General features: G+C 74.5%; 16 protein-coding genes and 2 pseudogenes. 7 read left to right on the plus strand and 11 right to left on the minus strand.

The window, feature by feature from the left end; genetic code table 11:
- Nucleotides 1–89: 89 nt before the first annotated feature.
- Nucleotides 90–170 (minus strand): annotated as a pseudogene (locus IE153_RS41945) (ABC transporter ATP-binding protein); the annotation flags it as partial.
- Between the two features lie 439 nt (nt 171–609).
- On the opposite strand from IE153_RS41945, the gene IE153_RS29895 reads away from it, so the two are divergent.
- Nucleotides 610–1,887 (plus strand): sensor histidine kinase, encoded by a 1,278-nt coding sequence (locus IE153_RS29895; RefSeq protein WP_189592887.1) that lies wholly within the window; start codon nt 610–612, stop codon nt 1,885–1,887.
- Nucleotides 1,875–2,543: a LuxR C-terminal-related transcriptional regulator gene (locus IE153_RS29900; protein ID WP_189592888.1), complete on the plus strand. Its 669-nt coding sequence runs from the start codon at nt 1,875–1,877 to the stop codon at nt 2,541–2,543. The genes IE153_RS29895 and IE153_RS29900 overlap by 13 nt, the downstream gene beginning before the upstream one ends.
- Nucleotides 2,544–2,583: 40 nt before the next feature.
- On the opposite strand, the gene IE153_RS29905 is transcribed toward IE153_RS29900, so the two are convergent.
- From IE153_RS29905 to IE153_RS41955, 6 genes and pseudogenes are all read right to left on the minus strand, one after another.
- Nucleotides 2,584–3,753: a glycosyltransferase family 4 protein gene (locus IE153_RS29905; RefSeq protein ID WP_189592889.1), complete on the minus strand. Its 1,170-nt coding sequence runs from the start codon at nt 3,751–3,753 to the stop codon at nt 2,584–2,586.
- Nucleotides 3,754–3,766: 13 nt separating this feature from the next.
- On the minus strand, nt 3,767–4,090 hold the full coding sequence (locus IE153_RS42455) for an FkbM family methyltransferase (protein WP_268251869.1): 324 nt from the start codon (nt 4,088–4,090) through the stop codon (nt 3,767–3,769).
- The gene (locus IE153_RS42460) at nt 3,991–4,512 is read right to left on the minus strand and encodes an FkbM family methyltransferase (RefSeq protein WP_308432215.1); all 522 of its coding nucleotides are present in this window, start codon (nt 4,510–4,512) and stop codon (nt 3,991–3,993) included. Before IE153_RS42460 ends, IE153_RS42455 begins: the two co-directional genes overlap by 100 nt.
- Nucleotides 4,509–5,669 (minus strand): glycosyltransferase 87 family protein, encoded by a 1,161-nt coding sequence (locus IE153_RS29915; protein WP_229829252.1) that lies wholly within the window; start codon nt 5,667–5,669, stop codon nt 4,509–4,511. The genes IE153_RS42460 and IE153_RS29915 overlap by 4 nt, the downstream gene beginning before the upstream one ends.
- A 212-nt stretch (nt 5,670–5,881) precedes the next feature.
- Entirely contained in the window at nt 5,882–6,073 is a 192-nt protein-coding gene (locus IE153_RS41950) for a hypothetical protein (RefSeq protein ID WP_229829256.1), read from the minus strand.
- A gap of 101 nt (nt 6,074–6,174) precedes the next feature.
- Nucleotides 6,175–6,405: pseudogene (locus IE153_RS41955) on the minus strand (ATP-binding cassette domain-containing protein); the annotation flags it as partial.
- 197 nt (nt 6,406–6,602) lie between these two features.
- Between IE153_RS41955 and IE153_RS29925 the strand changes: the two are divergent.
- Nucleotides 6,603–7,436, plus strand: a complete 834-nt coding sequence (locus IE153_RS29925; protein ID WP_189592892.1) for an SDR family NAD(P)-dependent oxidoreductase — start codon at nt 6,603–6,605, stop codon at nt 7,434–7,436.
- A gap of 35 nt (nt 7,437–7,471) precedes the next feature.
- Here the strand turns inward: IE153_RS29925 and IE153_RS42465 are convergent, their stop codons facing one another.
- The 3 genes from IE153_RS42465 to IE153_RS29935 all read right to left on the minus strand — a co-directional run bounded on the left by IE153_RS42465 (nt 7,472) and on the right by IE153_RS29935 (nt 11,535).
- Nucleotides 7,472–7,594: a hypothetical protein gene (locus IE153_RS42465; protein ID WP_268251870.1), complete on the minus strand. Its 123-nt coding sequence runs from the start codon at nt 7,592–7,594 to the stop codon at nt 7,472–7,474.
- Nucleotides 7,595–7,774: 180 nt separating this feature from the next.
- On the minus strand, nt 7,775–8,074 hold the full coding sequence (locus IE153_RS41960; RefSeq protein WP_229829253.1) for a hypothetical protein: 300 nt from the start codon (nt 8,072–8,074) through the stop codon (nt 7,775–7,777).
- A gap of 224 nt (nt 8,075–8,298) precedes the next feature.
- On the minus strand, nt 8,299–11,535 hold the full coding sequence (locus tag IE153_RS29935; protein WP_189592893.1) for an AfsR/SARP family transcriptional regulator: 3,237 nt from the start codon (nt 11,533–11,535) through the stop codon (nt 8,299–8,301).
- 174 nt (nt 11,536–11,709) lie between these two features.
- Between IE153_RS29935 and IE153_RS29940 the strand changes: the two genes are divergently transcribed.
- The 4 genes from IE153_RS29940 (at nt 11,710) to IE153_RS29955 (ending at nt 16,500) form a co-directional block, all read left to right on the plus strand.
- Nucleotides 11,710–12,384: an NADPH-dependent FMN reductase gene (locus IE153_RS29940; RefSeq protein WP_189592894.1), complete on the plus strand. Its 675-nt coding sequence runs from the start codon at nt 11,710–11,712 to the stop codon at nt 12,382–12,384.
- Nucleotides 12,327–13,103: a thioesterase II family protein gene (locus IE153_RS29945; protein WP_189592895.1), complete on the plus strand. Its 777-nt coding sequence runs from the start codon at nt 12,327–12,329 to the stop codon at nt 13,101–13,103. The genes IE153_RS29940 and IE153_RS29945 overlap by 58 nt, the downstream gene beginning before the upstream one ends.
- Nucleotides 13,104–13,132: 29 nt before the next feature.
- Nucleotides 13,133–15,535, plus strand: coding sequence for an AfsR/SARP family transcriptional regulator (locus IE153_RS29950; RefSeq protein WP_189592896.1), 2,403 nt, complete (start codon nt 13,133–13,135; stop codon nt 15,533–15,535).
- 383 nt (nt 15,536–15,918) lie between these two features.
- Nucleotides 15,919–16,500 carry a hypothetical protein gene (locus IE153_RS29955; RefSeq protein WP_189592897.1) on the plus strand — a complete coding sequence of 194 codons (582 nt, stop codon included), beginning with the start codon at nt 15,919–15,921 and terminating at the stop codon, nt 16,498–16,500.
- Here IE153_RS29955 and IE153_RS29960 read toward each other — a convergent pair.
- A complete protein-coding gene (locus IE153_RS29960; protein ID WP_189592898.1) occupies nt 16,453–19,107 on the minus strand; it encodes an ATP-binding protein in 2,655 nt (884 codons plus the stop codon). The two genes, IE153_RS29955 and IE153_RS29960, sit on opposite strands and share 48 nt — an antisense overlap.
- Nucleotides 19,108–19,173: the final 66 nt, after the last annotated feature.

Genomic DNA, 19,173 nt, shown 5'->3' on the forward strand with positions numbered 1-19,173 from the left:
AGCCGGCCGCTGTACCGGCCCAGGGAACCGGTCGGCTCGTCGGCGAAGACGATCTCCGGCTCGGCCACCAGCGTCCGCGCGATCGCGACCCGCTGCTGCTGGCCGCCGGACAACTGCGCGGGCCGGCGGTCGGCCTTGTCCGCCAGACCCACCTCGCCCAGCGCCACCATGACCCGGTCCCGCTTCACCGGCCGGCGCCGCAGCCGCAGCGGCAGGGCCACGTTCTCGAACTGCCACGCCGAGAGCAAGGGCGACGAACCTACCGGCGAACAGGCCGGCCGCGCAGTTCAGCAGCGTCGTCTTGCCGGATCCGGACGGCCCCATCGCAGCGGTCAGTGCCCGCTGCGAAAAGCCGAGACTGACCTCGCGCAGCACCGGCACGCTGCCTGCGGCGCCCGGGTAGCTCTTGGAGACGGCGGACAGCTGGACGGCCGGCAGTTGGATGCCGGTGAGCAAGGGACATGCTTCCAGTCCAGCAGCACGGGCCGCCCGGGTCAGTGGAGCTGCGGGGAGTCCTGGGGGTGGGTTTTCCCTACCGTCCGCCGAGGCCGGCGGCCGATTAGAGTGACCGGCGGACCAGCCCGCGCACGGCCCCGGAGGATACGCACCATGACCGTCGCCGTCTGGGAGGCCCTGCGAGAACGCCCCCTGCGTTTCGCCCTCTCCCTCTGGCCGCTGCGGTGCTGGGCGTTCCTGCTGAGTGGCACGGTCGTGGGCTTCTTCGCCCTGCTCCTGCTGACGGTCCTCCTCTTCGTGGGGGTGGGACTGTCCGTCGTGGGCGTCGGGGTGCTCGTCCTCATGGGAGTCGCCGTGCTGGGCATTCCCGTCGCCGCGCTGGAGCGGCACCGGTTACGGCTCGTCGAACCGGAACCTCTCCTCGACCCCCACGGTTCGCTCCCCGGCACGGGCGCCTGGCCCTGGCTGCGCACCCGGCTGCGCGAGCGGGCCACCTGGCGGGAACTGGGATACACCCTCGCCCTGGGCGTGGTCTTCACGGCCACGGGGATCGGCTTCGCCGCCCTGCTGGGCCTGTCGGTGCTGCTGACGGCGACACCGGTCATCGTGTGGGCGATCGCCCCCGACACCGTGATGCTGGTGCCCGGCCGGCCCATCTCCGACCCCGTCGCGGCCCTGCCCGGCAGCGCCGCGGGCCTGCTCGGACTGCTCGTCTGCGCCTACGTGGGCGGACTCCTCGCCGGCGCTCAGGTGTGGGTCGCCCAGTCCCTGCTGTCGGCGCGGGACGAGGACTTGAGCACTCGGGTCATCGAACTCACCCGTTCCCGCGCCCGGTTGGTCGACGCGTTCGAAGCGGAGCGACGACGCATCGAACGCGATCTGCACGATGGCGCCCAGCAGCAACTCGTGGCGCTCAGCATGACGTTGGGACTGGCCGAACTGGAGCTGCGAGGCCAGGACTCGCCGGCCACCCCCCTCATCGCCCGCGCCCGAGGCGAGGCCCGTCAGGCACTGGACCAGCTGCGTTCCCTGGTGCGCGGCATCCACCCCCAGGTCCTCACCGACCACGGACTGCCGGCCGCCGTGTCCGAACTGGCCCTGCGCAACCCGATCCCGGTGACCGTGGAGATGCACCTGCCGGACCGGTTGCCGTCGGCGGTCGAGACGACGGCCTACTTCACCGTCACCGAGGCGCTGACGAACGCCTCCAAGCACAGCGGCGCCGACCAGGTCAGCGTCGTCGGCCGACTGCGCGACGGAAAACTGGTCCTGCTCATCACCGACAACGGGCACGGCGGCGCGGACCCGGCAGCCGGAGCCGGACTGCAAGGATTGGCGGACCGTGTGGCCATTCTCAAAGGGAGACTCGTCGTGACCAGTCCCGTCGGCGGACCGACCCAACTGCGGGTGGAGGTGCCGTGCTCCGCGTAGTGCTCGCCGAGGACGCCGTCCTGCTGCGCGCCGGTCTGGTGGAGGTGCTGTCCCGAGTCGGACATGTGGTGACCGCAGCCGTCGGGGACGCCGGAGAACTGGCGCGCGCCGTGGACGCCGACCGGCCGGACGTGGTCATCACCGATGTGCGGATGCCGCCCGGCTTCCGCGACGAAGGGCTGAAGGCGGCACTGGAACTGCGCGGCCGGCACCCGGGCCTGCCGGTCGTGGTGCTGTCGCAGTACGTCGCCACGGCCTACGCGACGCAGTTGTTCAGCGGGGCTTCGTCGGCCGAGGGCGGACTCGGCTACCTGCTGAAGGACCGGGTCGGGGAGGTCACCGACTTCCTCGACGCGCTGGACCGCGTGGCGGGCGGGCAGACCGTGATCGACCCGGAGGTGGTCCGGGTGCTGCTCCAGCAGCGGACCGCCGACGAACCGCTGCAGCGCCTCACGCCCCGCGAGCGGGAGGTGCTGGCTCTCATGGCGGAGGGGCTCAACAACCAGGCGATCGCGCAGCGGCTCACCATCACGGAGGCATCGGTGGTCAAGCACTCGAGCAACATCTTCATGAAGCTGGATCTCGACCCGGCCGAGGGAAACCGGCGGGTCCTGGCGGTCCTCGCCCACCTCCGCCGGGAGGCCCCGCAGGTCTGACCGGGGCACCGACGGCTGCCGGGGGAGGGCCGGAGCCGTGTCAGCCCTCCCCGTCGCCCCGGCCGGACACGGCTGCCTCGAGGTCGGCGCCCGGGGAGAGCAGTCGCGTCAGCCGCTGCGCCGACGCGTCCCAGGACCACTGCGAAGTCACCCATGCCCGCCCGGAGTCGCTCATCGCCGCGGCCCTCTCGGGGGTGCGCAGGATCCCGGACACGGCGCGGGCCACGGCCCCCGTGTCCGCGCCGTCCACGACGGTGCCCGTCACCCCGTCGACGACCGCGTCCGGCGCACCCCCCGAGTCCCCGGCGACCACGGGCAGTCCGCTGGCCGCCGCCTCCAGGAACACGATGCCGAGCCCCTCCGCCTCGAGCCCTGCCTTCCGGGTCCGGCACGGCATGGCGAACACGTCCGCCGCCGCGTAGTACGGGGCCGTCGCCTCGTGGTCCAGCCCGCCGACGAACACCACGTGTCCGTCGGCGTGCCGGCGCGCGAGCTTGCGCAGCCGCTCCTCCTCCGGGCCGCTGCCCACGATCACCAGCACCGCCTCCGGCACGGCCCGCCGTACGGCGGGCAGCGCCCGTATCAGCATGTCCTGCCCCTTGCGCCGGACCAGCCGCGAGACGCACAGAACGACCTTGCGGCCCACGATGCCGTGCCGCTCCCGGATCTCCCGGGCCCGGCCGGAGACGGGCAGGAACGCCGCCGCGTCCACGCCTGGAACCAGCCGTACCAGTGCGGCCCGCGGCCCCAGCGCCGGCGCGATGCGGCGCCGGGTGTACTCGCCGAGGTACGTCACGGCGTCCACGTGGTCCCCGATGCGCCGCATCACCCGCCTGGCGCCCGGTGTGCGCGCCCACCAGATCTCGTGACCGTGCGTCGTGGCGACCATCCGCCGTATCCCACCGCGCCGCAGTGCGGGCGCCATCGCCGCGAGCGGCGCGGCCGCCCCGAACCAGACCCGGTCGCAGCCGTGCCGCCGGGCGATCTCCAGCGTGCGGCGGGTCACCCTGGGGGTGGGCAGCAGCATACGGCTGGGGTCCCGGACAACCGGGAACGGCAGAGTGGCGTCGTACGCGGCGGCACCCGGCTCGCCGGACGTGTAGACGACCACGTCGTTGCCCGGGATGCGGGTCGCCATGGCGTGGACGAAGGTCTCGATGCCGCCCTGGCGGGGCGGGAAGTCGTTGGTGACGATCAGGGTGGTGCCCATGGTGGTCGCTGCCTCAGGGTAGGGGGTGGTCAGGCGGTGAAGAGGTAGGTGCGGCAGTCGTCGGTGACGTGGGCGACGGGGCCCAGTGGCTGTGCCGCCGGCGATGGGCCTGGTAGCCGAAGCCGCGCAAGTGCCGCAGGACGTCAGCCGGATGCACGCCGTACTTCGCCGGGTGACGGCGCTCGATCTCCAGCAGCAGCGTGGGCCGGTGGCGGCGCAGCGTGGCCGAGCCGCCTTTCAGAACCGCGAGTTCGGTTCCTTCGACGTCGGCCTTGACGAACGCCAGCCGCTCCGTGCCGCTCTCGCGCGCCAGCTGATCGAGGGTACGGACGGGCACCGGCACGGTGTGGGGGGCGCGGAACTCGGCATGGGGCCCGGCCCGTGAGCACCGTCGGTGAGGTAGGCCCGGCCGTGTACGGGCAGCCCTCGCCGTACCGGCAGGCTGAGCCGGCCGCGCCCGCGCCGGTCACCCAGGGCGGCGCGGCGCACGGTCACGTTGCGGGCGCCCAGGAGCCGCGCGGTGACCCGCAGCCGGCGACAGGGGCCGGGCAGCGGCTCGACGCTGTGCACCCGGCCGGACGGCCCGGCCAGGGCGGCCAGCACCCTCGTGTGGAGCCCGTACTCGGCTCCCGCGTCCACGCACACCGACCCCGCCGGCACGAACGCCCGCAGACCCGCCACCTCGTCCTCGACGCACGGGAACCGGCGGGCGCTCCACCGCAGGGTGGCCCCCACCACCGCGGTGCGACGGGCCCTCACCGGGCACCCCGCGAGGCGGGAACAGGGGCCGGACGCGCAGGACGGGAGATCCGTACGACGAGGTCGTGCGCGGGCTCCTTCCGGTGGGCGCCGCCCGCCAGCCGGGCGAGCACGGCCAGGGTGACCGGCAGGGCGAGGTACCCGAAGCGCCCGGCCGGCGCGAGGAGGAACGCGACGCACAGGCCGACGGCAAGCCGGTCGGCGGCCGACACGAGGTCGTGCGGAGGCCGGACCAGGAGGGACACGAAGACGGCCAGCCCACCGGCCAGCAGGAGTGCGACCGCCGCGTACCAGCCGACCGGCCCGAGGTCGGCGAGCAACCGGCCCGGCAGCGGACTGGCCGCCGGGGTCTCGAACGGCCCGCGCCCGGTCGGGAAGGCGAACACCTGCTGCACCAGGGGCCCCGGTGACAGCAGCGCGCTCGGCAGAACGAGCAGGACCGTGCCCCCCACCGCCACGACCGCCGCGCGCACGGCCGCCCGGGTCCCCCCGCGGTGGGCGAGGAGCGTCACGGCGACCGCGACGGCGGGCCAGGCCGTCCACTTGAGGGAGCAGGCGGCGGCGAGCGCCAGCCCGGCGGCCACCGGCCGACGCCGCGCCGCGAACACCAGCGTGAGGAACAGCAGTCCGGTCAGCGGCAGGTCCACGCCGCTGACACAGAGCGGAAGCGCCACAGCCGGCGAGGCGACGAACGCGCCGACCGCGTCGCCACGCGACGCGCCGCCGCCGACCGCCGAGCGGCCGCCGGCCGGGCGCCGAGCCGCCCACAGACAGCCGAGGAACGCCACGGCGCACCAGAGCCGGGCGTCACCCAGCACCCCGGGCAGGGGACCGCTCTCGCCCAGCACCGCGCGCGGCAGCCCGAACACGGCCATGCCCGGCAGGTACGGGGTGACCTCGCCCACCGTGTGCGGGTCGGGCAGGTACGGCGTGGTCTGGCGCAAGGTCAGCAGCCCGGAGCGCTCGACCACGCCGACCTCGCTCTGCGCCGTGCCGGTCAGCACCAGGAGCACGAAGGGCACGACGACGGCCCCACCGAGGGCCAGGCAGACCGAGATGGCGCGGCCGCGTGGGCGCGACGACAGCGCGGCGACCGCCGCGCAGAGGTAACCCAGGCAGGCGCTCATGCCCCACACACGGTGCGGCTCGGGTGCCATGATGAAGGGAAAGACAGCGGCCCAGGCGGCTGCCACGAGCCAGCCGCCGCACCACAATTTCCGCTTGTCCGGACGAAGTTGAGCCCGATGAATCAGCACCCGTCCATTGCATCCGGAGCGTCGGGTCAGGTCATGACAGCCAGGTCGAGACCTGACGGTCGGGTTTTCCCCACCATCGGGCGTCCCGTCGCACAGGTCGGGGAGTCAGGGAGTCAGCCCCGACACGGCGGCCGTCGCGCGAGTTCAACGGCGACCTCGTCGGCCGTCGGATGGTCGATCTTGCCGACCACACGACCGCCGACGAGGAAGACGGCCCGGTCCGCGCAGGCCGCAGCCGCCGGATCGCGTGTCCCCATGACGACGGTGCGTCCGGCCTGCTCCACCAGGGTGCGCAGCACATCCATGATCCGGCGCGCACCGGCGTGGTCGAGCGCGTCCGTCGGTTCGTCGATGAACAGGATCCTGGGGCCCGCCGGCAGGGTTCTGGCGATATGGTCTCCAGCTCCCGGGAGCCCTGGAACACCTTGCCCTGGCTCGGCCGTTCCAGGCCCGAGGCGCACCGCAGAAGGGCGCTCTTGCCCGCACCGGAAGGACCCACGACCGCGGTGAGGGTTCGCTCCGGGAAGCCCACACTGGCTTCGAGGAGTGCCCCGCCACGGCCGGCGGCGCCGCGGTGGTCGACGGAGACCCTGACCAACTGGACAGCGGGGAGACGGACATCGTTTCTCTGCGACATGTCGGGCAGCCCTCGTCGAAGTCGGGATCTGGGGAGGATCCCAGTGCAACAGGGCGGCCGGGGGGAGGCAGTGGACCTGGCAGGAGAGTTCGGGGGTGGGTTACCCCACCACCTGCCATGTCTCAAAGTCGTCAGCAGGGGATCGGTGGGTCCTAGGCTCGGATGCGTCTTGTGATCTCGAAGGAGCCAGAGCAGCTGTGACTGACGGACGAGTGGTTGTCGTGACCGGTGGAGGCTCGGGCATCGGGGAGGCCACCGCCCGGCTGTTGCGCGAAGCAGGTCACCATGTGGTCGTCTCGGGCCGGCGGAGCGAGCCGTTGCGCCGTCTCGAGAAGGAGATCGGGGTGCTCGCGCATCCCTCCGACGTGAGGGACCCGGAGGCCGCCGACGGTCTCGTCCAGGCGGCCCTGGCCGCGGACGGACGACTCGACGGCCTTGTGCTCAACGCGGGCATCGGGCGCGGGGGGACCGTGGGCGACCTGTCGTTGGAGGACTGGGACGAGGTGATGCGCACCAACGTCACCGGTCCGCTGCTGCTTCTGCGCGCCGCGATCCCGCACCTGCTGGAGGCGAGGGGGGCGGTGGTCGCCGTCGCCTCGGTGTCCGCCCTGCGCAACGGTACGAGCAACGCCCCGTACGCCACGTCCAAGGCGGCCCTGCTCCAACTCTGCCGTTCGGTCGCCGTCGACTACGGGCGTCAGGGGGTGCGGGCCAACATCGTGTGTCCGAGCTGGGTGAGAAGCGAGATGGCCGACCGCCGCATGGCGCGCTTCGCCGCCGAGGCGGACCTGCGGGGTGAGGGCGTGGACGGCGCCTATGAGGAGGTGACCGGACTTCTTCCCCTGGGGCGTCCGGGTGAGCCGCGTGAGATCGCGGAGACCATCAGCTGGCTGCTGTCCCCGGCGGCGTCCTATGTGAACGGCGCCGTGCTGACCGTCGACGGCGGGGCGACGGCCCTGGATCCCGGGACGCTGGCGTTCGACTTCCGTGTCGCGCCCCGCCACGACGAGGCACCCGGCACTCCTCGATAGCGGCCCGGCCCTGTGGCTGCCGTGCTGCCCGCCCGTCACTCGCGGTGGGTCGGTGCCACCGGGTCGACTCGCTCGTCGTGCGGCCGGGGCAGCGCATCCGTCATCGACGGCCACATCCGGGCGATCCCCAGCAGTGTCGCGGGGCTGCCGTGTTCCACGCCGGGCAGCGGACGGGGGACGGACGGGGGCGCACCGACGAGCTTGGCCCGGCGGGCCCGGCCCAGCGATCCGGCCTGTGCGGCGGCGAGGCGGTGCTCGGCACCCCTGCCCGCCGGGCATGCCGGTGCGCCTCTTCATAGACGCCGGGTTGGACGAATCGCTGCAGGTCCAGGAGCGCGTCATAGGTCGACCAACGCGCCCCTCACCGTTGTCAGCCCCGCCGTCACGGTGAGACGCAGGGAGCGCACCCGGGTGGAATCGACCAGGAAGAGGAGGACCAACCCGGCACCGAGGACGCCGATCAGGTTCCGGGTCAGGGCGACCGTGTGGAGTTCCACGGCGGCGTGCGTGAGCCGGCCGACTACCCCGGGCTGGAAGAGCGTGATGGCGATGGCCGCAGCCAGGACCGTGAGCCACAGTCCCCGCCGGTGCGGCTGGCGCAGCGCGGGCCGGGCACGCAGGACGAGGGCGAACCACATGGTGACGATGCTGAGGAGCCCCACCTGGGTCGCCAGCTCAGATGCCGACGTCGTCCGTCACTCCCAGAAACGCGCCGAGACGGCCGAGACAGCCGGCCACCGGGCCGGTCTTCCCGGCGCACAACCTGACCCTGCACCGCCTGACACATCTCGGCGAGGCGGTACTCGGCCGCAGGGACCGACCGGCTCCGGCAACGGCCGGGACGGCCTGACCGTTCACGGCCTCACGGTGCCCGCGGGCCTGTCTCCGCCAAGGCCTCCGCCTCGTGGGTGCGTCGGGTGCCGGCGGTGAACTCGCGCGTGTAGGTCGCCTCGTCCATCGTGGCGCGCAGGCGGGCCGCGATGCGTTCCACGTCGCCCCGTTCCGCCGGGGGATGCGGAGCGCCCGCCCGTTCCCGGGTCGCCGCCGCCGTGCCGAGGAGGCGGGTCGCGCGGTGCGGGGCGCCTGCCAGGGAGTAGGCGCCGGCCAGCCCTTCGAGGGCCAGGGCGACCGAGCGGGGGTCCTTGGTCGTCGCGGCGGCGGCGAGGCCGTCCCGGTGGTGGGCCAGGGCCCGGTCGGCGTCGCCGCGCTGTTCGGCGATGAAGCCCAGTTCCGCCAGGACCAGTGCGAGGCCGGGGCCGTCACCGCGGCGGCGGTTCCAGGCGAGCCAGGGGCGCAGCCACTCCTCGGCGGCGTCGAGGCTGCCCTGGCGGCGGGCGCTCAGCGCCAGGCCCAGCGCGGCGAACTGCTCGGCCGGCTGGTTGCCCTGCCCGACCGCGATCCGCAGGGCGCGCCTGTGCAGGTCGTCGGCCTCGTCGTAGCGCTGGGTGAGCAGGGCGATCCTGCCGAGCCCCGACAGCTTCGTGGACATCTCGGGCCAGGTCTCCAGGGCCTGGGCGATCCGCAGGCTCTCCCGGTGCAGCTGGGCCGCGAGGTCGTAGTCGCCGTTGATCTCGGCGAGCCTGCCGAGCACGTCCGTCGTCTTCAACCGGCCCCACAGATCGCCCAGTTCCGCGAAGTGGGCGCGGGCCTCCTCGGCGTTGCCGCGCAGCGACTCCAGGTCCCCGCGGGCCAGGGCGAAGCACGCGCGGGTGGTCAGCGCGGCGGCGGTGCCCCACGCGTCGCGCAGGGTACGGAAGCGGACCAGGACACGCTCGACCCGCTGCTCGCCCTTGACCAGGGCCCCCACCGTCCACTGCGCGTGCGCCAGGAACCACTGCGCCCTGGTCGACTCCAGGGTGGACTCGGGCGGGTACTCCTCCAGGACGGCGCACCCCCGGTCGTGCTCGCCGAGCAGCAGCCGGATGCCCGTGTACCAGAACTCCGCCTCCACGCGCTCCTCGGGCGCGGCCTCGCCCGCCGTGTCCAGGGCCGTCGCCAGCGCCCTGCGGGCCTCGCCCAGCCGGCCGCGGACATACCAGTACCAGGTCAGCGAGTTGACCAGGCGCAGTGCCTCCTGCGCGGCCCCGGCCCGGTCGGCCTCGGCCAGCGCGCGCTGCACGTTGGCCGCCTCCAGGTCCAGGTACTGGAACCAGCGGGACTGCTCCCGCTCGTGCAGATGCGGCCGGGCCCGCTCGGCGAGGCGGACGCAGTGGCGCAGGTGCCGGGCGGCGGTCCCGGCGTGCTCACCGGACTCGGCGAGTTTGTCACGCGCGTAGACCGCGACCGACTCCAGCAGCCGGTAGCGCGGGCCCTGCGGTCCTTCGGTGCGGACGGCCAGCGAGCGCTCCACGAGCAGGCTCAGCGCGTCGAGGACGTCGGCGGGGGACACGCCGTCACCGGAGCACACGTCCTCCGCGGCCCGCAGCCCGCATCCCTCGCCGAACACCGACAGCCTGCGCAGCACGGTCCGTTCGCGGTCGTCGAGCAGCCCCCAGCTCCAGTCCAGCGTGGCCTGCAGCGTCCGGTGGCGTGACGGGGCGTCCCGGTAACCGCTGTTGAGCACCTTGAAGCGGTCGTCGAGCCGATCGTGCAGCTCCCGGATGCCCAGCGACCGCACGCGCGTGGCGGCCAGTTCCAGGGCGAGCGGGATGCCGTCGAGACGCCGGCACACGTCGGCGACCAGGGGAGCGGTGGTGGCGTCGAGCACGAACTCCGGGTCGGTCGCCCTGGTCCTGTCCACGAAGAGACGTACGGCGCCCGCACTCGTCAGCGCGTCGAGGTCCGGTCCGTCCTCCGGGGGCAGCGACAACGGCGTCACCGGGTACACCGTCTCGTCCCGGGTGCGCAGGGGCTCCTGGCTGGTCGTCAGGATGTGCAGGTGAGGGGCCCGGCCCAGCAGCAGGCCCGCCAGGTGCGCGACGCCCTCCACGACATGTTCGCAGTTGTCCAGCACGAGCAGCAGCCGCCGCCCGGCCAGGGCGTTCGCCAGGCGGTCCGCCGGGCCCCTGGCGTCGTCGTCCGAGCTGTTCTCCCGGATACCCAGCGTCGCCATCACCTGCTCGGCCAGCGCCTCCGCGCCGGCGAACCGCTCCAGGCCCCCGGCGTCCGCGAGCTCCACGAGCCAGGTGCCGTCGCCGAACGCGCCCGCCAGACTCTCCGCCGTGGCCTGGGCGAGCCGGGTCTTGCCGACGCCGCCCGGGCCGGTGAGCGTCACCAGGCGCCGCTGTAAGAGCAGCGCCCGGATCGCCCGCAGGTCCTGCTCGCGGCCCACCAGGGGCGAGGCCGAACCGGCGGGACCCGGACCCGCCTGACCCCCCGCGGCGGACGGCGCCGGAGGCTCCGGTCTCGCCAGGACCGGGTCGTGGCGCAGGATGGCCTGCTGCAGCGCCTCCAGGGACGGGCCGGGGGTCAGCCCCAGCTCCTCGTCGAGCCGGCGCCGCAGATCGTTGAAGCAGTCGAGCGCGTCGGAGGAACGCCCCGCCTGGTACAGCGCCCACATCAGCGCGCCCCGCAGCCCTTCGCGCAGCGGATGCTGCTCCACCAGCTCCGTCAGCTCGCCCACCAGCAGGCTGTGCTCCCCCAACTCCAGGCGCACCGCGGCGTGTTCCTCCACCGCCGTCAGGCGCTCCTCCTCCAGGCTCGCCGCGGTCGGCCGCACCGACGGCTGGTCGGCGAACTCGGCGAAGGCCGGCCCCCGCCACAGCGCCAGCGCCTCGGTGTACAGCGCCGCCCGCGTGACCGGGTCCGCGCCGGACCTGGCCCGGGCGACCAGGTCGCGGAACCGCCCGGCGTCGAGCGCCGCGGCGGGGACGTCCAGGACGTATCCGGGCGGCCGGTGCGCGATCAGTTCCCGGCCGCCCGCCTCCGCGTCCTCCAACGCCCGCCGCAATTGGGAGACTTTGGCCTGGAGCGACGCCGTCGGCCGGGCCGTGAACGTCGAGCCGCCCCACAGGTCCTCGATGAGCCGCGCCGCCGGGACGACCTGCCCGTGGTGGGCGAGCAGATCGGCGAGGAGCATGCGCACCTTGACTTCGGGTACCCGCACGACACGACCCTCGTCCGTGCGCACCTCCAGCGGCCCCAGCACCCCGAATTCCATGATCTCAGCGTAACCGGCCGACGACCGGCGCGACGTGCGACGAAAAGGGCTCGGCCACCGGCCCCGAAGGGCGCCCCGCGGCGTTTCCGAAGTCGTCCGAAGCGAATCCGAAGGGGCATATGCCAGGGTTCCCCGAGGAATGCGGTTCGGCGCTGGGGCGGAAGGCGGGGGCAGGTGGCCGAGAATGAACGACTGCGGCTGGTGATCATCATCGGCAGCATCAGGAAGGGCCGGTTCGGGCACGTCGCGGCGGAATGGCTGGCCTCGCGGGCCCGGTTGCGGCCCGACTTCGACGTGGACGTCATAGACCTCGCCACGGCCTGGCTGCCCGACGTGATGTCCGCCGACCCGTCGGCGCCCCGGCCCCAGGCCGTCAAGGACCTCGCGCCCTGGCTGCGGGCGGCCGACGCGTTCGTGGTGGTCACCCCCGAGCACAACCAGACCTTCCCGGCGTCCCTGAAGAACGCCATCGACTGGTACGACACGGAATGGCACGCCAAGCCCGTCGGATTCCTCTCCTACGGCGGCCCCTCCAGCGGATTGTGCGCGGTGGCGGCCCTGCGCCAGGTCTTCGGCGACGTCCACGCCGTCCCGGTGCGCGAGACCGTGAGCTTCCACAACTACTGGGAGCGGCTCGGCCCCGACGGCACCCTGGCCGCCTCCGACGACTGGGACGTGTCGGCCCGGCTGATGTTCGACCGCCTCAGCTGGTGGGCCGGTGTGCTGCACCGGGCCCGGGCAGAGCGCGGCTACCACGTACCCCAGGTGAACAGACAGGAGGGCAACGCGCCATGGACGGCCAGTGGTTCCGACGTTTCGCCGATCCCGAGCCCGACGCTCTCCGGCTGATCTGCTTCCCGCACGCCGGGGGCGCGGCCAGTGCGTACCAGCCGCTGTCCCGGCGGCTGCGCCCGCACGCCGAGGTGCGGGCGGTGCAGTACCCCGGCCGCCAGGACCGCCGGCTGGAGACGCCGGTGGCGGACATCGGGGAACTCGCCGCGGTCGTGGCCCGGAAACTTCAGGACGACGAAATGGCGGCGCCCTTCGCGTTCTTCGGCCACAGCATGGGCGCGCTGGTCGCCTACGAGACCGCCCGGATCCTGGAGGAGCGCGGCGGCCCGTCGCCCCGCAGGCTCTTCCTGTCGGCCCGGGGAGCGCCGGGGCCGCGGCGCAGTCCGCACGACGTCCTCCCGGACGACGACGCGATCCTGGCCGCCGTACGCCGGCTCGGGGGGACCGGCGTGACCCTGCTCGACGACCCGGAGCTGGTGGCAATGGTGCTGCCGGCTCTGCGAGCGGACTACGCGGCCCTCGCCGCGTACTCCTGGACGCCCCGGGAGCCGCTGCACACGCCGGTCACCGTGCTGTGCGGCGACGCCGACCCGGTCGTCTCCGTCCAGGAGGCGTCCGGCTGGCGGGCGTTCACCCGCGCCGAGACCGAGGTGCGGGTCTTTCCCGGCGGTCACTTCTATGTGGACCAGCGGCTCGACGACGTGGCCGAGGTGGTACTGCGCGGCGTCCGCTCGACGAGCGCCGCTCGGGCGGGCAACGACGCCCGCCATGACTGATCACGGGTGTTCGACGTACGGGGGTAGGCGTGGAATTCAAGGTTCTCGGGCCGCTTGACGTGGTGAGCGGCGGGCGCAGTCTGCCACTGGGCGGCGTCAAGCAGAGAGCGGTCCTCGGACTGCTCCTCCTCCACGCCAACCAGGTGGTCGCCACCAGCCAGCTCCTGGAGGCCCTGTGGCCCGAGGACGCCAGGCCGGTCACGGCCCGCAAGATGGTGCAGAACGCCGTGTGGGGGCTGCGCGCGCTGCTGGAGAGCGGTGACGGCGAAGGGCACGCGGCGCCCCGACTGCTCACCCGGGCACCGGGATACGTCCTGCGCGTCGACCCCGAGCAGCTCGACGCGACCCGCTTCGAGCGTGCCGTCGCCGCCGGCCGGGCCCGCCTGGACGCCGGGGAGGCGGCCGAGGCCGCCGAGCTGCTGGGGGAGGCCCTGGCCGAATGGCGCGGCTCCGCCCTGTCCGACCTGGCCGAACAGGGCGTGGAGTGGGCCGAACTGACCGCACTGCGGCAGCTGCGCCTGGACGCCATGGAGGACCGCTTCGAGGCGGAGCTGGCGTGCGGCCGGCACCACGCCGTGCTCGGTGAACTCACCTCGCTCGCCGAGGCCGAACCCCTGCGGGAGCGGCTGTGCGGGCAGTTGATGCTCGCCCTGTACCGCTGCGGGCGGCAGGCGGAGGCGCTGAGCGTGTTCAGCAGGGTGCGCCTTGCCTTGGTGGAGGAGTACGGCCTGGAGCCGTCCGCCGCCCTGCAGACCCTGCAGCACCGCATCCTGCGCCACGACCAGGCGCTCGCCGGCCCCACAGAGGTCCGCGCGAAGCCGGGCACCCCCGAGACGAGCGCACCGGGACGCCACGCGGCAGGGGAGACGAGTGCCGCGCGGGCCCCGGTCCGGATCACCGCGGACACCGCCTTTCCCGGGGCGGCCGGACCGGACGTCATGGCACCGGAACCCCTGAGGGCACCCGCCCTCCTGTCCGTCGGTGCCGCGGAGGCCGGGGACCGTACCGGCACGGCGGCCCCGTACGGCGTTGCGAAGCGCGGCGAACAGCCGGGCGTGTCAACGGGATTCGGCGTCACCGAGGGGGGCGCCGTCGCCGAGCGGCGGGACGTGTGCGTGCTCGTGGTGTGCACCGAGTCCGCCGGGGACGCCGCGGCCATGGGGGGCGAACAGCTGGACACCTCCCTGCACGACGCGGTCACCGTGCTCACCGAGAGCGTCGAGGACCGCTCCGGGACGGTCGTCGGCTCCATGGGCGGGCTGTGCGCCGCGCTGTTCGGACTGCGGTCGGAGCGCCCCGAGGCGTCGCTCGACGCGGTGCGCGCGGCCTTCGCGGCCCGTGACCGGCTGGCCTCACGGGCGGGCATGGTGATGCGTGCCGTGGTGATCTCCGGCAAGGCGATCGTGCGGCACGACCCGCACGACCCGAGCGCCGCCGTCTCGGTGGTGGGCACTCTGCTCGACAAGGCGCACGGACTGCTCTCCGGCGTCCCGGAGGGCGAGCTCTACGTGAGCGAGGACGTGGCCGGCGACACCGGCGCGTGGGTGAGCTACGACGAGACGACCGGCGCCGCCGACGGCGCCCCCGGCATCCGCAGGGCCCGGGCCCTGCACCCGGACGAGCCCGCCGGGCACGGCACCGACGCCCCGCGCCGACCCGAACTCGCCCTGCTGGAAAACCTGCTGGAGTACTCGCGCCACCATGACGTGCCCTCCCTGCTGACGGTGCTCGGCGATCACGGGGTGGGCAAGTCCCGCCTGCTCGCCCAGTTCGCGCACCGTGTCGCGGGCGACGCCGACGGGGTGCGGGTCGTACGGCCGCGCGTTCCGAGGGACGGCCAGGACGCCGCGGGTGTCGCGGCGGCGCTGCTGGAGGCATGGGCGCCGCGGCACGGGGCGCGGCACGACCCGCCGGAGCAGCGGATCAGGGCAGTGGTCCGCTCCGCCGTCGACTCCGACGTGGACGCCGCGCGGCTGCTGCGCGTGCTGTGCCCCGCGCCCCATCCCGGCCCGGCCGGACGCGGGGTCGACCTGCTCGCCGCCTGGGGCGAGGTGATCGAGCACGAGGCACGCCACCGCACCGTGGTGCTCTGCCTGGACGACCTCCACCTCGCCGACGACGCGGTGCTGGACTGGGCGGAGAGTCTGGGCGGCGCGGGCACCGGGGCGTTGCTGGTCGTCGCGTGCGGCCACTCGGACCTGCTGCGCCGTAGGCCCATCTGGGGCAGTGCCTGCGAGCACGCCGGCCGGCTGACCCTGCCGCGCCTGCGCGAACCGGCCGCCGCTCCACCGCCGCGGCGCACGCTGCCCTTCCTGGACTGCCGCCCCCGCCGCCAGGAGGAGCGGGCGCGGCCCTCCGGCCGGATCCACGCCGGGTTCCGGGGCAAGGCGGCCGAGCCGGTCGAGGTCCGACCCGGGCGACGGGCGGTGTGAGAGCGGGGTCGGCCGGGCGGCGCCACCCGCCATGACCGCCCGGCCGTCGTCACGCCGCCCCGGTGATCACACGCCCGCCACGCGGCGCCAGGCGGTCTTGGCGGGGGCCGGGGCGGTCGTGGCGCGGTTTGGGCGGTTGTGGTGTGAGGTGGGCTCTGGCGGGGTTCGGGCGGTCGTGGCGCGGTTTGGGCGGTTGTGGTGTGAGGTGGGCTCTGGCGGGGTTCGGGCGGTCGTGGCGCGGTCTGGGCGGTCGTGGTGCGAGGCGGGCTCATGGCGGGGCCGGGGCGGTCATGGCCAGGTCCGGAGCGGTCATGGCGCGGTGATGACCGGGCCGAGGAGTCGCGAATGGGTGGCGTGTGGGCGGGACTTGGTGTGCTGTCCGTATGGACATCGCATCCCCACAGACCCGCCGCCCCGCGCACGCCTCACCTCGCCCCGGGCGCGGATCCGCCGCCGAGATGGACACCCCGATGGCCGTCTTCGTCGGCGAGCGGTTCGCCGCGGCCCTGCACGAAGGACTGAGCCGGGCCGGCCGCCCCCGGCAGACCGGCCCGGCGCGGCCGGGCGACGCCGAACCGCTCGCCCGCCCGCCCGGGCACACCGTGGCACGGCAGGACGCCCTGCTCGCCGAGCACGCGGCGGAGATCCTGGCCCGCTTCGGCGTGGGGCTCAGGGCCGTGCCGGGCGTCACCGCGGCGGACCGGGCCAGGATGACCGCGTGGGCGCGGCGGGTGCTCGGCGAGGCCGGGCCCGCCGGACCGGTGGGGGCGGGCAAGCCGGCCCCCTGGGCGGCCCTGGCCGGGTCCCTGCTGGTCGAATCGGCCGCGGACGTCCTGCCCGACGGGTCCGTGGACGGCACGCGGGCCCTGGGCGCCCTCGCCCGTGCCATACGCCTCAGCGGCACGGGCGGGACGCGCTCAGGCGACCTCGGACTCCCGGACCGGCGGAAGCAGGGACTCCAGTAGCCGGTCCAGGGCGTCGCCCGTCTCCGGGCTGAGGCTGAGGGTCACCGTGCGCGGCTGCGCGGTGGCCCAGCCCGGCCGCCGGTCCGGCAGCCGGGAGTCCGCGCCGACGACGGTGAGCAGCGGCACGCCCGCGTGGGTCTGCGTGAGCCGCTCCACCATGTCCAGCAGCGTGTCGTCGGCGTACTGGAGGTCGTCCCAGATCAGCACCAGCGGCTGCTCGCGCGCCGCCCGCGCCAGGAACGCCCCCCAGGCCCGGAGCATCTCGCCGGGCATCTCCCATTCGTGCGCCGCCCGTTGCGGCGACAGCAGCCGGGCCAGGGGTGCGAACAGATCCGCCGCGCCGGCCGCGTCGCCGCCGAGACGGTTCAGGGTGGCCCGCAGCCGCGCCGTGGTGTGGGGTTCGAAGCAGTCGGGGTCGAGGCCGCAGTAGGCGGCGAGGATCTCCGCCGGCACCGACAGGGCGGAGCCGGTGTGCGGCGCCGGAACCGTGCCGGCCAGCACCCGCACCGGGCCGCCGTGGCTTTCCTCGACCCGCCGCTGAAACTCCATCAGCAGGCGTGTCCGGGCGCGACCGGACCCTTCGATGAGGGTGATCAGATGCGCCGTCGAGCGCTGCCGGGTGTGCGACAGCGTGTGGTGCATCAGCTCCAGCTCGCTGCCGTGGACGGCGGCGCCCGCCGGGCCCCACGCCAGGTCCGTGACGTCGTCGTGCAGGGCGTGCAGCTCCCACGGGGCCATGGCGGACGCGCAGGCACGCCGGAACGTCGCCGCCCGCTCGACCTGCCGGTGCGTCTCCTCGCAGACGTGGATCTCCCCGGCCTGCACATGGGCCAGCATCGTCCGGCAGGTGTCGACGAGCCTGCCGCCGTTCCAGGGCGGGGGCGGGTCGTCCGAGGGCCGGGGCGGAAGCAGGGCCTCCCCGGACGCCACGGCAGCGTGCACGGTGAGGCCGCGCACGGCGGCCTGCGGTGGTGCGAGCGTGCCGGTGGGGACGCTGAGGCTGTCGCGGACGGCGGCCGCGGTGCGGACGGCGCGCTCGGCGCGGTCGGCCGCGTCCGCCCCGTCGGCGAACACGGAGAGCACCGTCGAACCGAGCATGGCCGTGACCCGGCCGCCGTGGAGTCCGGTCTTCTCCCGGGCGATCTGGGTCAGCGCGTCGACCACCCGGTCCCGGTCCTCGGCCAGCACTCGCCCCAGTTCCGCGCCGAGCCCGAAACGGAACATGACCACGCTGGCGGTACGGGACGCCTGCCGACCGGGGGAAGGGACCTCGGCGGCGGAGCCGGCCGGCCCGCCGCGCGCGGGCGGATCGGTGCATGCGGCCCGCGTCGCGGGGGTGACGGCGGCAGGGACGGTGCGTAGGCCCGGCTGCGTGGGTGCGGCCGGTGTGGTGGGTCCGCCCGGCTCCGTGGGTCCGGTCGCTGTGGGTGGTGCGGCCGAGCCTCCGGGTGTGGCCGGGCCCGCGGGTGTGGCCGGGCCCGCGGGTGTGCCCGGGCCCGCGGGTGTGCCCGGGCCCGCGGATGTGCCCGGCCCGGTGTGCGCGGCGGCCGGTGCGGTGGCGATGCCCGGCCCGGTGTGTGCGGCCGGTGCCGTGCATGCGCCCGGCTGTGGGGGTGCGGCCGGTGCGGTGCTCGTGCCCCGCTCCGTGGGGGCGGTCGGTGTCGTCAATTCCACGGGAGCGGCCGACGCGCCGCGTGCGGCCGGACCCGCGGAGGCCGTCGCTGTCGCCGCGGATGCGGGGGCCGCGCCGGGCAGGGGCAGGGGCGGGGACGGCGCGGGCCGGGGCGCCGGGGCGAAGTCCGCCGGCTCCCTGTCGCCCACCGTGCGAGGCACCTCCAGCGTCGGGTCCTGGGTGAGGATCGCCTGCTGGAGCCGGTGCAGTTCGCGCCCCGGCTCCAGCCCCAGCCCCTCCACGAGCGCGGTACGCACCCGGCCGAAGACCGCCAGGGCCTCGGCCTGCCGCCCGCACCGGTACAGGGCCACCATGAGCTGCCCCGAGGCGCGTTCCCGCAAGGGCTCGGCGGCCACCAGACTCTCCAGGTCGGGCAGGACCAGCTGGTGTCGGCCGCAGGCGAGGGCGGCCTCGAAGTGGTCCTCCATGACATCGAGCCGGCGGTTCTGCAGGGCCGTCAGCTCCGGCCAGCAGATACCTTCTTCCACCAGGTCGGACAGGACCGGCCCGCGCCACAACGCCAGCGCCTCGCCCAGCGAGCGGCGGGCGGGCTCCACCTCGCCCGCCGCCAGGGCGGCACGGCCCGTGACCACCCGCTGCTCGTAGTCGAGCAGGTCGACGCGCTGCTGCGGCACCCGCAGCAGATAGCCGGGCGCGCGGGTCAGCAGCTCGGGCCCCTGCTCGCCGCGCGGCGGCCGGGACAGGACACCGCGCAGCTTCCAGACGGCGTTCTGCAGGATCTTGCGCGCCGTCATGGGCGCTTCGTCGTCGGCCCACAGGGCCGACAGCATCTGGCTGGTGGACACCACCTTGTTCGCGTGCAGCAGGAGATACGCCAGGACGGCGCGCTGCCGGTGCCCGCCCAGGTCCACCAGGCTGCCCGGCGGTCCTCCCGCCGGCTCGACTTCAAGTGGCCCCAGTAAGCGGAACTGCATGAACTCCCCCGTTTCGCTTGCTCCGGCGTACTGCGTTACCCGGGACCGGTGTGTCGCCCGAAGCTC

The sequence above is a fragment of the Streptomyces massasporeus genome (assembly GCF_014648995.1).
Taxonomy (GTDB): Bacteria; Actinomycetota; Actinomycetes; order Streptomycetales; family Streptomycetaceae; genus Streptomyces; species Streptomyces massasporeus.